Source organism: Sphingomonas sp. Leaf407, from assembly GCF_001425385.1.
In the GTDB taxonomy this organism is placed as follows: Bacteria; Pseudomonadota; Alphaproteobacteria; order Sphingomonadales; family Sphingomonadaceae; genus Sphingomonas.
Window position 1 is genome coordinate 1240874 of record NZ_LMQO01000001.1, and the last position, 12434, is coordinate 1253307.

Below are 12434 nucleotides of genomic sequence, written 5' to 3' on the forward strand. Positions count from 1 at the left end.
TCCATTGCCGCAACGGTCGGGGCAGGATCGCGGCGGTTGCGTGTATGGGTTCCCGCCTTCGCGGGAACGACGGAGCATGGAATCCTCACGCCCGGCCCACCCGCTGGATTTCCCATTCGAGCGTCACGCCGGATTGCGCCAGCACCCTCGTGCGGACTTCCTCGCCCAAGGCCTCGATCTCGGCGCTGGTGGCGGCACCGGTGTTGAGCAGGAAGTTGCAGTGTTTTTCTGATACTTGCGCGTCACCCTTGCGAAACCCTCTGCACCCCGCCGCGTCGACCAGCGCCCATGCCTTGTGGCCGTCCGGGTTCTTGAAGGTCGAGCCGCCGGTCTTGCTGCGTAAGGGCTGCGAGGCTTCGCGGGCCGCAGCGATGCGGTCCATTTCGGTCTGGATCGTGGCGGGGTCGCCGGCTTGCCCACGGAACGTCGCCGCGACGACGATCGCGCCGTCGGGCAGGTCGCTGTGGCGGTAGCGGTAGTTGAGGTCGGCGTTCGACAGGGTGACGAGGGTGCCGTCGCGCGTCACCACCTGCGCTGTGACCAGCACGTCGGCGACCTCGCGGCCATAGGCGCCGCCGTTCATGCGGACGAAACCGCCGACCGTGCCGGGGATCGAGCGCAGGAACTCGACGCCCGCGACCCCGGCATCGCGCGCGGTCGAGGAGACGAGGATGCCGCTCGCCCCGCCGCCGCAGGTCAGCGTCAGCCCATCGGCAACGACCTTCGCGAAGGGCTTGCCGAGGCGGACGACGACGCCGGGGACGCCGCCATCGCGGACGATCAGGTTCGAGCCGAGGCCAAGGCCCATCACCGGCACGCTTGGGTCGAGGTCGCGCAGGAAAGCGCACAGATCGTCGACATCGGCCGGTTCGAAGAGCCAGTCGGCCGCCCCGCCCGCCTTGAACCACACCAGCGGCGCGAGTGGCGCGTTGGCGGTCAGCCGACCCCGGACGGACGGCAGGCCGGTCATTTTCCCACACCCCAGAAGCGCGCCCATGCGGTCCATGCTTCCGCCTGCGCGTCGGCCGCCTGTTTGCCGATCGCCGACAGGTCTTTCGCTTCGGCGCTGTCGAGCAGCTTCTGCGCCGCTTCGATCTGTGCCTTTTGCGCGCGCAGGATCTCGCGCTGCATCTCGACGGCGGTGGAGAACCAGTCGCTCATGCCAGCCGCTCCGCGATGGCGGCGGGCAGGCCGGCAGCGATCTTGGTGATGTCGCCCGCACCCAGACAGACGATCAGGTCGCCGTCGTGGCCCTCCGCCGCCAGCGCGGCGGCCAGCGCCTCCTTGTCGGGCGCGACCTGTGCCGATCGATGGCCGCGCAGGCGGATGCCGTCAACCAGCGCCTCGGCGCTGACGCCGTCGACCGGGGTTTCACCGGCGGCGTAGACCGGCAGGACATGGACCGCATCGGCATCGTTGAACGCCTGCGCGAACTCGTCCATCAGCGCGCCCAGCCGTGAAAAACGGTGTGGCTGGACCACGGCGATCACCCGCCCGCCGGTCGCCTCACGCGCGGCGGAGAGCACCGCGCGGATTTCGACCGGGTGGTGGCCGTAGTCGTCGATCACGGTCATGCCCGCCACCTCGCCGACCTTGGTGAAGCGGCGCTTGACCCCGCCGAACTTGGCGAACCCTTGCGCGATCGTAGCATCGTCCAGCCCCAGCTCGACCGCGACGGCGATGGCGGCCAGCGCGTTCTGGACGTTGTGGCGTCCGGCCATCGGCAGGTGGATGCCGGCGATCGTGCGGGCATTGCCGTCGCGGTCGCGCACCACGCAGTCGAAACGGTTGCCGTCACGCCCCGCCACCACGTCGACGCCGCGAATATCGGACTGGGCGGAAAAGCCATAGGTCACGATCCGCCGGTCGCGGATGCGCGGGATCAGCGCCTGCACTTCGGGGTGGTCGAGGCAGAGGACCGCCGCGCCATAGAAGGGCACATTCTCGATGAACTCGACATAGGCGTCCTTGGCGCGATCGAAGCTGCCATAATGGTCGAGATGTTCGGGATCGATATTGGTGACGACCGCGATCGTCCCGTCGAGGCGCAGGAAGCTGCCGTCGCTCTCATCCGCCTCGACCACCATCCAGTCGGACGCGCCCAATCGTGCGTTCGAGCCATAGGAGTTGATGATGCCGCCGTTGATGACGGTCGGGTCGACTCCGCCGGCATCGAGCAGCGCCGCGATCAGCGAGGTCGTGGTGGTCTTGCCATGCGTGCCGGCAACCGCGACGGTGGATTTGAGGCGCATCAGCTCGGCCAGCATTTCCGCGCGGCGCACCACCGGAATGCGTTTGGCCAGCGCATGGTCGCGTTCGGGATTGCCCGGGCGGATCGCGGTGGAGGTGACGACCACCGCCACGCCCTCGACATTCTCGGCGCGGTGGCCGATCTGCACGTCGATGCCGCGTGCGCGCAGTCCGTCGATGACATAGCCCTCGGCCACGTCCGACCCCTGCACCTTGTAGCCGAGGTTGTGCATCACCTCGGCGATGCCCGACATGCCGATGCCGCCGATGCCGACGAAATGGATCGTGCCGATGTCGGTCGCAACGCCCTTCACGCGAAAGCCTCCTGAGTTCGGTTAGTAGGGGTGGTCTTGCCCACTTTGGCCTTGGGTGCGTCGATGCTCTCGACCAGATCGGCCAAGTCGCGCACCGCGAACGGGCGGCCGCAGCTTCGCGCGCGGGCCGCCGCATTGGTCAGCGCCGCCGGATCGAGCCCCAGTTTCTGAATTTGCTTGGCGAGTTCGGCGGCGGTGAACGCGCTTTGCGGGATCGAGCGGCCACCGCCGGCATTCACGATCTCGCGGCAGTTCGCGGTCTGGTGATCGTCGGTCGCCGACGGCAGCGGCACGAGGATCGCCGGACGGCCGGCGGCGGTCAGCTCGGCGATGGTCGAGGCGCCGGCGCGGGCGATCACGACATGCGCCCATGCCAGCCGGTCGGGCAGATCGGGCAGATAGGTCGCGATCTCGGCGGGAATCGCGTGTTCGGCATATTTGGCGCGCACCGAATCGATGTCCTCGATCCGCGCCTGATGCGTCACCTGCATCCGCCGGCGGAATGCGAGCGGCAGGAGCGCGAGGCCGTCGGGAACGACCTGGCTCAGGATGCTCGCCCCCTGGCTGCCGCCGGTGACGAGGACGCGGAAGATGCCATCCTCGTCCGCCGCCGGATAGGGCCGGTCGCGCAGGGCGAGGACGCTCTCGCGCACCGGATTGCCGACCAGATGGGTTCTGGGGACGTATTTGTCCTTCAGCCGCTCGACCCGTTCATAGCTGGTGGCGATGCCGGCGACGCTGCCCGCGACCAGCCGGTTGACCCGGCCGAGCACGGCATTCTGTTCGTGGATGATCGTCGGCACCTTCTGCGCGAACGCACCGAGCAGCGCCGGGAGCGCCGGATAGCCGCCAAAGCCGATGACGGCGGCGGGTCGGAACGTCTTGTAGAGTTCGATCGCCATCGCACGACCCGCCAGCATCTGCCGTGCCGCCTTCACCCAGCCGATCGGCCCCCCGCTCAGCCGCCCGGCGGGGAGGACGTGCGTCTGCACCCCGTCGAACAGGTCGGGGAAGCGCACGCCGCGTTCGTCGCTGACCAGCGCGACGCGGTGGCCGCGCCGCATGAGTTCGGTCGCCAGCGCGGCGGCGGGGACCATGTGGCCGCCGGTACCCCCTGCTGCCAGGACATAATGCTTGCTCATTTCGCTCCGCTCCAGCGCTGCGGTCCATAGGGAGAGCGGGTCAGATACGGGTTCCGGCGGGTGAAAGCGAGCAGAAGGCCCATGCCGATCGACAGCGCGATCATCGACGACCCGCCATAGGAGATGAACGGCAGCGTCATCCCCTTCGACGGCGCGATGCCGACGTTGACCGCCATGTTGATGAGCGCCTGCGCGCCGAACTGCACGGCCAAGCCGGCGGCGGCGAGCAGCTTGAACGCATCCTCCTCGTCCAGCAGACGCACGAACACGCGCACGACGATGGCGAGGAAGATGAGCGCGATGATAGCGCAGGCGATCAGGCCGAATTCCTCACCGACGACGGCGAAGATATAGTCGGTATGTGCCTCGGGCAGCTTGAACTTGATCCGCCCGCCGCCCGGCCCCGTCCCGGTGACGCCACCAGCGGTCAGCACGGCATGCGCCATGTCGACCTGATAGCTGTCGGTCGCCGATTTTTCGGGATCGGGAAACAGGAAGCCGTCGATCCGCACGCGCGCGGTGCCGTAAAAGGTATAGGCGGCGGCGAGCAGTCCGACCCCTGCGGCAGCGAGCAGCGCCATCACCCGGATCGGAATGCCCGAGATGACGAGCAAGGCCGCCCACACGCTGCAAAAGATTACCGTCTGCCCGAAATCGGGCTGGAGCATCAGGCATGCGGCAATCAGCGCGGTGAGCGCGCCCGTCACCCACAGCATCGGCAATTGCGGGTCCTTCGCGCGCAGCGACAGCAGCCACGCGGTCGTGACGATGAACATGGGTTTCAGGAATTCGGACGGCTGGAACTGGCCGACGCCGAGATTGACCCAACGCCGCGCGCCATTCGCCTCCACGCCCACGAACGGCGTCGCGGCGAGCGCGACAATCAGCAGCGCGGAGCCGACGAGACACAGGCGACGGGCGAGCGTGACCGGCAGCATCGACACGACGATCATCACCGGAAAGGCAAGGCCGATCCATCCCGCCTGCCGCCAGAAATACATCATCGGCGGCACCGTCACGTCGCCGCCCGAATAGCGCACCGCCGAAGCCGGCGAGGCGGCGGCGACCGCGACCAGCCCGATCGCGATCAGCGTCATCGCGATCAGCAGCAGCACGCGGTCGACCTCGCGGAACCACGCGCCGATCGGCGAGCGGGTGGTGCGGCCCTGCAACGTATCGACCCGCTGGCGGACGCTGGGTGCACTCATCGCAAGGACTCCACGGCGACGGCGAAGGCGCGGCCGCGCGCTTCGTAATCGCTGAACTGGTCGAACGAGGCGCAGGCCGGCGACAGCAGTACGGTGTCGCCGGCGCGCGCCTGTGTCGCGGCCGATCGTACCGCCGCGTCCAGCGTGCCGGCGTTCTCGACCGCCATGTCGGGGCCGAGCAGTTCGGCGAAACGATCGGCAGCATCGCCGATCGTATAGGCGCGCACGACGTTGCCGAAGCCGGGGCGGCAGGCGTCGAGGTCGTCGCCCTTGGCCAGACCGCCGACGATCCAGTGGATGCGCGCAAAGGCATTCAGCGCGGGCGCGGTGGATTCGGGGTTGGTCGCCTTGCTGTCGTCGACATACGCCACGCCCGCGACGTCGGCGACATGCGCCATCCGGTGCGGGAGCGCGCGATAGGTCCGAAGGGCGGCGTCGATGGTCGCGCGGTCCAGCCCAAGTGCCTCGCAGGTGGCGATGGCGGTCAGCGCGTTCTGGGCGTTATGCGGGCCGGCGAGTGCAGGGCCGAACGCCGGCAGGTCATCGGGCACGGCGATGCGGATCGCGCGGTTGCCGAGGGTTTCGGCGATGGCGCGGGAGGGCGCGTCGCCGGTGCCGATGATCGCGGTGTGGGTGGCCGACTGCATCGCGAACAGCCGGGCCTTCGATGCGGCATAGGCATCGAACCCGGCATAGCGGTCGAGATGGTCCGGCGTGATGTTGAGCAGCACCGCGACGTCGCAGTCGAGGCGGTAGGTCAGGTCGATCTGGTAGCTCGACAGTTCGAGGACGTAGACGCCGCCGGCCGGCAGCGGGTCCTGTTCGAGAATCGGCAGGCCGATGTTGCCGCCCATCCGTGCGGGAATACCGGCGGCGCACAGGATATGATGGATCAGCGCAGTGGTGGTCGACTTGCCGTTGGTGCCGGTGATGCCGACGACCTTGTGCGGCGGGAGATCGGCGCGGGCCTGTGCGAAGAGTTCGATGTCGCCGAGGATCGGCACGCTGCCGGCGTGGGCGACGATCGGGTGGCGGTTGAGCGGGACACCGGGCGACACGACGACGCCGTCGAACCCGGCGAGGTCGATCGCCAACGGATCGGCGAAAACTAGCGTTGGGAGAGGGGAAGTCGCGGGCGCTGCCGTAGAAGAAGGCCCCTCTCCCCGACCCTCTCCCCGCAAGCGGAGAGAGGGAGAGCGTTTGGCTTCGTCGTTGTCCCATGCGGTTACTTCCGCGCCGCTCGCCAGCAGCGCACGCACCGTCGCCGCGCCGGAGCGGGCGAGGCCCAGCACTGCATAGCGCTTCCCCGCCCAGGCGGTGGCCATCATCACCGCAGCTTCAACGTCGACAGGCCGGCCAGCGCCAGTACGAACGCCACGATCCAGAAACGGATGACGACGGTCGCCTCCGCCCAGCCGAGCTGTTCGAAATGATGGTGGATCGGCGCCATGCGGAAGATGCGGCGACCGGTGCGCTTGAACCAGAACACCTGGATGATGACGCTCAGCGCCTCGACAACGAACAGCCCGCCGATGATGCCGAGCACGATCTCGTGATGCGACGACACCGCGATCGTGCCCAGCGCGCCGCCCAAGGCAAGGCTGCCGGTATCGCCCATGAACACCGCCGCCGGCGGCGCATTGTACCACAGGAACGCCAGCCCCGCCCCGACGATCGCGCCGCAGAACAACGCGAGGTCGCCAGCACCGGGCACATGTGGGATGCCGAGATAGGCGGCGAACTTCGCGTTGCCGACCATATAGACGATCAGCATGAACGCGACCGAGGCGATGATGACCGGCATCGTCGCGAGGCCGTCCAGACCGTCGGTCAGGTTCACCGCATTGCCGAACGACACGATCGTGAAGGCGGCGAACAGGATATAGACTGGCCCCAGATCGATCGCGACGCCCGAGAAGAACGGCACGTAGAGCATCGTCCCCGTCTGGCGGATGATGATCCAGCTCGCGATGCCCGCGATCAGGAATTCGAGCAGCAGCCGGGTGCGGCCCGAGACGCCCGCCGTGCTGGCCTTGCGCACCTTGTCATAGTCGTCGAGGAAACCGATCGCCGCGAACCCCAAGGTCACGAACAGGCATGCCCAGACGAACGGATTCGACAGATCCATCCACAGCAGCACCGCCGAGGCCAGCGCGGTGAGGATCATCAGCCCGCCCATCGTCGGCGTGCCGCGCTTGGCGAGGTGGGTCTGCGGACCGTCCAAGCGGATCGGCTGGCCCTTGCCCTGCCGCACGCGCAGCCAGCCGATGAACTTCGGCCCGATGATGAGGCCGATGAACAAGGCGGTCGCCGTCGCCGCACCTGTGCGGAACGACAGATAGCGAAAGAGATTGAGGACACCCGGAAAGCCCAGATATTCCGCGAGTTCGTACAACATCAGCCCTGCCCCGGCGCCTTTTGCGCGATCAGGGAGGCGACGACACGCGCCAGCCCCACCCCGTTCGATCCCTTCACGAGTACCGCGTCACCGGGCGCCAGCAGGTCGGCGAGGACCCAGGCGGCGGCGGCGGCATCGGGCACATGGACGGTTTCGATCCGCCCCTCAAGCGCTCTCGCGAGCGGGAGCATCCCCTGCCCCACCAGCACGGCGCGCGAAACGCCCGCTTCGTCGATCGGCACCGCCAGCGCGGCATGATAGGCGTCGGACGCCTCGCCCAGCTCGCGCATTTCGCCCAGCACGGCGACGCGGCGATCGGCGCGTTCGGCGGCGAGGACCTTGAGCGTCGCGCGCATCGAGGCGGGGTTGGCATTGTAGCTCTCGTCGATCAGCAGCGCGTCGCCGCCCGTGACCGCGATGGTGGTGCGGGCACCGCGTCCGGCGAGGCCCTCCAGATCGGCGAGCGCGAGGCCGGCGACGCCAAGATCGCCGCCAATCGCATCGACCGCCGCGAGGACGGCGAGCGAATTGGCCACCCAATGGTCGCCCGGCGGGCCAAGCGTATAACTGATCTCGCGCGTGCCGATGCGCGCGGTGACGAAGCTGCCGCCGCCGGGCAGGCGGGCATGTTCGATCGCCTGCACATCGGCGCCGTCGCGCAGGCCGAAGGTGACGATCCGTCCGGCATGGCCGGTCGCCGCCTGCTGCAAGGTGCCGAGATGCGGGCTGTCGAACGGTACGATCGCGGTGCCGCCGGGGGTCAGCCCCTCGAAAATCTCGCCCTTGGCGCGGGCGATGGCATCCTCGCCGGTGAAGAATTCGGTGTGCGCCGGCGCGATGGTGGTGACGATCGCGACGTCGGGGCGGACCAGCCGGGTCAGTTGCGCCAGTTCGCCGGCATGGTTCATGCCCATTTCGAACACCGCCGCCTGCGCCCGTGCGGGCATCCGGGCGAGGCTCAAGGGCACGCCGGTATGGTTGTTGTAGCTCTTGACCGAGCGGTGCGCGTGCCCGTGAGTGACGCGGTCGAGCGCGGCGAACAGCGCTTCCTTGGTCCCGGTCTTGCCGACCGATCCGGTAACGCCAATCACCTTCGCCTGGCTGCGCGCGCGCGACGCCTTGGCCAGCAAATCGAGCGCGACGGTGGTGTCGGCGACCAGCACGTGCGGCCCGTCGACGGCGCGCGATACCAGCGCGCCGGCGGCACCCTGCGCATAGGCCTGTTCGACGAAACGGTGGCCGTCGGTCGCCTCGCCCGACAAGGCAACGAACAGGTCGCCGGGGCCGACCTCGCGGCTGTCGAAGGCGACGCCGCCGACCGCGAAGTCTGCGGAGGCGGTGCCGCCCGTCGCCGCAGCGATGGCGGCGGCGGTCCAGAGATCAGCGGGCACAGTCACGTGCCACCTGTACGTCGTCGAATGGCAGGACCATGTCACCGACGATCTGCCCCTGTTCATGCCCCTTGCCGGCGATCAGCACGATGTCGCCGGCCTGTGCCATCGCGCAGGCGGCGCGGATCGCCTCGCGCCGGTCGCCGATCTCGGTCGCGCCGATCGCGCCTTCCAATACCTGCGCGCGGATCGCGGCGGCGTCTTCGGTGCGGGGATTGTCGTCGGTGACGATCGCCACGTCGGCGCGGGTGACGGCTACCTCGCCCATCGGCGCGCGCTTGCCGGTGTCACGGTCGCCGCCCGCGCCGAACACAACGATCAGGCGGTTGTCGGCATGCGGCCGCAGCGCCGCGATCGCCGCTTCGAGCGCGTCTGGGGTATGGGCATAGTCGACATAGACCGGCGCGCCGTTTTCGAGGATCACCGCGCGTTCCAGCCGGCCGCGCACCGGTTGCAACCGGGCGAGCCCGGCGAGCGTCGCCGCAAGATCGCCGCCGGTGGCGAGCACCAGCCCGGCGGCGGTGAGCGCGTTCGCCGCCTGATACGCGCCGATCAGCGGCAGCTTGACGGTGTGCGCCCTGCCCTCCGCCTCGATCGTCAGCGTCTGGCCCAGCAGGCTGGGATCGCGGCCGACCAGTTTCAGCGTCTCGCCATGTTCGCCGACGGTGATGAGCGCGTTGCCGCGTACCCGTGCCAGATCGATCACCCGGTCGGCATGCGGATCGTCGACCCACACCACCGCCACCCCGTCGTCGGCCAGCACTTCGGCGAACAGACGCAGCTTGGCGGTCAGATAGCGCGCCATGTCGCCGTGATAGTCGAGGTGGTCGCGGCTGAGGTTGGTGAAGGCGGCGGCGCGGACCGGCAGCCCTTCGGTGCGGTACTGCGACAGGCCGTGGCTCGACGCCTCGAACGCCAGATGGCTGACGCCTTCGCGCGCCAAGCCGGCGACGTTCGACAGGAAGGTGACGACGTCGGGCGTGGTCAGCCCGGTCGTCACCCGCTCGTCGGCGGTGGTGACACCCAGCGTCCCGATCGAGGCGGCGTGGTGGCCCTGCATCCGCCAGAGCTGGCGGACCATCTCGACCGTGCTGGTCTTGCCGTTGGTGCCGGTGACGGCGACGCAGGTCGGCGGGAACGGCGCGAAGAAGGTGGCGGCGGCGCGGGCGAATGCCTCGCGCGGATCGTCGGCGGCGATGTGCAGCGCGCCCTCGACCAGCGCGCCCGGCCGGGCGACGACCGCGATCGCGCCGCTGGCGATGGCGGCGGGGATATAGTCCTCACCGTTCACGCGCGCCCCTTCGAACGCGCCGAAGATGGTGCCGGGGGCGACCTTGCGATGATCGATCGCAAAGCCCGTCACCACCGCCGCTTCGTCGCCACCCGTGATCTGTCCCAGTCTCATTCCGCGTTCGCCGCCACTTTCTTGCTACCCGGCGCATGCCATAGCAGGCTGCGGAGTGGCGTCATGTCGATATCGGCATTCGCATCGGGAATCACGCCCAGCAGCGGGCCGGTGCGCGAAATCACCCGGCTGACGACCGGGGCGGCGGTCCATGCGGCGGTGGTGAAGCCGAAGGTTTCCTTGGTGCCCTTCGGACTGTCGAGCATCGCGATCACGACATAGCGCGGCCGGTCCATCGGGAACACGGCGGCGAAGGTCGAGACGTTGACCTTCTTCGAATAGCCGCCGCCCGCGCCCACCGTTTCGGCGGTGCCGGTCTTGCCGCCGACGCGGAAGCCCGGCGCTTCGGCCTTGCGGCCGGTGCCGTCGGTGACGATCAGCCTGAGCAGCCCGCGCATCTTGGCGCTGGTATCCTCCGAAAACACGCGGCGGCCGGCCGGCGCCTGCCCGGGCCGCAGTTTCAGCATCGTCGCGGGCCGCCAGATGCCGCCGTTGACCAGCGCGGCATAGGCGCTGGCGAGGTGCAGCGGGGTGACGGCAATGCCATGGCCATAGGCGGTCGTCATCGTCGTGGTTCGCGCCCAGAAATGCGGCCAGATCGGCCGGGCCTTTTCCAGTTCGATGTCGGGCGCGGTATCGAAATGGAGCGAGCGGAACAGCTTCGCCATCCGCTCCGGCCCCATTTCGTCGGCGATGCGCGCGGTGGCGATGTTCGACGAATGGACCAGCGTCTCGGGGATGTTCAGCCAGCGCTTCTGCGCATGGTCGTCGCGGATGCGAAAACCCCCGATGAACAAGGGCTGGGTCGCGTCATAGCGTTTGGCGAGCGACGGGGCGACGCCGGTATCGAGTGCTGCGGCCATCGTCAGCGGCTTGAACGCCGATCCGAGTTCGTACACCCCCTGCGTCACCGTGTTCATCTGCCCGGTGTTGGCGGTGACGGCGTTCGGATTGAACGTCGGCAGCGAGGTCATGGCGATGACCTCGCCGGTATCGCTGTCGAGCACTACGCCGCCGGCCCCGCGCGCCTGGAACACCGCCATCGCATTGGCGAGTTCGCTCTCCAGCGCGGCCTGCACGCGCAGGTCGAGGCTGAGCGCCACCGCATGGCCGCGCTCGCCCGGATTCATCAACCGGGCGTTGAGGAATTTCTCCATGCCGCGCACGCCGCGACCATCCATGTCGAGATAGCCCAGCGCATGCGCCGCCATCGCGCTTTGCGGGTAGAGCCGTTCGGGCTCGCGGCCGAGCGCGATGCCCGGTTCGCCGAGCGCATTGACCGCCTGCACCAGTTGCGGCAGCGCGCGGCGTTTCAGATAGACGAAGCCGCGATCCGCCATGAGCTGCGCATAATAATAGGCGGCATTCTGTTCGGGCATCAGTTCGGCGAGACGATTGGCCAGCTCGCGCTTGTCGCCGATCACCTTGTCGGGGCGGACCGCGATCGACCACGCATCGATGGTGCGGGCGAGCGGCGCGCCGTTGCGATCGACTAGATCGCCACGCAACGGCACCAGCGCCGCTTCGGCGGCGATCGCCGAATGCGGTTCGGCGGCGATTCCGAGCATCGCGAGACGCCCGAGCACCACCGCGACGCCGGCGGCGAACAGCAGCATGAGCACCATGAGCCGGTAATGGGCAATGCCCACCAGCGACTGGCGCGTGCCGTCGGAACGTTGCTGGTGCAGCGGCGGGGCCACGACAACGATCACCGGAGCGTCGCTTCCCTGCGGGCGGAACGGGACAGGTCGCCGAGCGTGGAGTCGCTCAGCAGCGTGCGGTCGAGCATCGCCACCGCGCGCGCCTTGGCATGGGCGACGGCGGCGGTCTGGACCGGTCCGGTCGGGCGCGGCGCGGCCCTGGCGGCGGGCGCGGGGGTGGTGGCCCTGGGGCTGACGGCCGGGGTAGCGGCGACCGACGTGGCAACGGCAGGCGTCGTCACCGGGGCGGCGGCCGGTTCGGTCGGAGCAGGGATATATTCCATCGGTGCGGCGGGCACGACATAGGCGAGCGCGACATTGCCGCCTTCGGTCCGGCCGGGCAGCGACGCCAGTTGATGTTCGCCGCCGACATATTGTTCGGCGCGCGGCGAGGCGAGCGCCAGCACGTCGCCGTTCCAGCGTTCGAGCTGCGCCAGGTTGGCGCGGGTATCGAACTCGGTTTCTAGGTCGCGAATCTCCTTGCGCGCCTGCACGATCGATCGCTCGACCGCCTCGACGCGCGCGCGCTCCGCCGCCCCTTGCGAAATCACCAGATAGAAGGCCGGGGCCATGATCCCGACCATCACCAGTTTCCCGAGCGTTCCGAACCCGAACGTCCCCATCGC

11 protein-coding genes are annotated in these 12434 nt (G+C 68.9%); all 11 read right to left on the reverse strand.

All coding sequences use genetic code 11. The features are described from left to right. Positions 1-85: 85 nt before the first annotated feature. From murB to ASG37_RS17605, 11 genes are read right to left on the reverse strand one after another with little or no spacing between them, the layout of a single operon-like run. Positions 86-970: a UDP-N-acetylmuramate dehydrogenase gene (gene murB, locus ASG37_RS05565; RefSeq protein WP_200909793.1), complete on the reverse strand. Its 885-nt coding sequence runs from the start codon at positions 968-970 to the stop codon at positions 86-88. Further along, entirely contained in the window at positions 967-1161 is a 195-nt protein-coding gene (locus tag ASG37_RS05570) for a hypothetical protein (RefSeq protein ID WP_055756799.1), read from the reverse strand. The genes murB and ASG37_RS05570 overlap by 4 nt, the downstream gene beginning before the upstream one ends. Further along, positions 1158-2564: a UDP-N-acetylmuramate--L-alanine ligase gene (gene murC / locus ASG37_RS05575; RefSeq protein WP_055756802.1), complete on the reverse strand. Its 1407-nt coding sequence runs from the start codon at positions 2562-2564 to the stop codon at positions 1158-1160. The genes ASG37_RS05570 and murC overlap by 4 nt, the downstream gene beginning before the upstream one ends. Continuing rightward, the gene (murG, locus tag ASG37_RS05580) at positions 2561-3706 is read right to left on the reverse strand and encodes an undecaprenyldiphospho-muramoylpentapeptide beta-N-acetylglucosaminyltransferase (RefSeq protein WP_055756804.1); all 1146 of its coding nucleotides are present in this window, start codon (positions 3704-3706) and stop codon (positions 2561-2563) included. The genes murC and murG overlap by 4 nt, the downstream gene beginning before the upstream one ends. Next, positions 3703-4914, reverse strand: a complete 1212-nt coding sequence (locus ASG37_RS05585; protein WP_055756806.1) for an FtsW/RodA/SpoVE family cell cycle protein — start codon at positions 4912-4914, stop codon at positions 3703-3705. The genes murG and ASG37_RS05585 overlap by 4 nt, the downstream gene beginning before the upstream one ends. Then, complete coding sequence (murD, locus tag ASG37_RS05590; protein ID WP_055756808.1) at positions 4911-6245, reverse strand: UDP-N-acetylmuramoyl-L-alanine--D-glutamate ligase; 1335 nt, start codon at positions 6243-6245, stop codon at positions 4911-4913. The genes ASG37_RS05585 and murD overlap by 4 nt, the downstream gene beginning before the upstream one ends. Beyond that, positions 6242-7312 (reverse strand): phospho-N-acetylmuramoyl-pentapeptide-transferase, encoded by a 1071-nt coding sequence (mraY, locus tag ASG37_RS05595; protein ID WP_055756809.1) that lies wholly within the window; start codon positions 7310-7312, stop codon positions 6242-6244. Before mraY ends, murD begins: the two co-directional genes overlap by 4 nt. Beyond that, positions 7312-8703 carry a UDP-N-acetylmuramoyl-tripeptide--D-alanyl-D-alanine ligase gene (locus ASG37_RS05600; RefSeq protein WP_055756812.1) on the reverse strand — a complete coding sequence of 464 codons (1392 nt, stop codon included), beginning with the start codon at positions 8701-8703 and terminating at the stop codon, positions 7312-7314. Before ASG37_RS05600 ends, mraY begins: the two co-directional genes overlap by 1 nt. Then, entirely contained in the window at positions 8693-10108 is a 1416-nt protein-coding gene (locus tag ASG37_RS05605) for a UDP-N-acetylmuramoyl-L-alanyl-D-glutamate--2,6-diaminopimelate ligase (RefSeq protein ID WP_055756815.1), read from the reverse strand. Before ASG37_RS05605 ends, ASG37_RS05600 begins: the two co-directional genes overlap by 11 nt. Continuing rightward, positions 10105-11820, reverse strand: a complete 1716-nt coding sequence (locus ASG37_RS05610; RefSeq protein ID WP_055756817.1) for a peptidoglycan D,D-transpeptidase FtsI family protein — start codon at positions 11818-11820, stop codon at positions 10105-10107. Before ASG37_RS05610 ends, ASG37_RS05605 begins: the two co-directional genes overlap by 4 nt. Next, positions 11817-12431: a hypothetical protein gene (locus tag ASG37_RS17605; RefSeq protein ID WP_055756819.1), complete on the reverse strand. Its 615-nt coding sequence runs from the start codon at positions 12429-12431 to the stop codon at positions 11817-11819. Before ASG37_RS17605 ends, ASG37_RS05610 begins: the two co-directional genes overlap by 4 nt. Between the last annotated feature and the right edge of the window lie 3 nt (positions 12432-12434).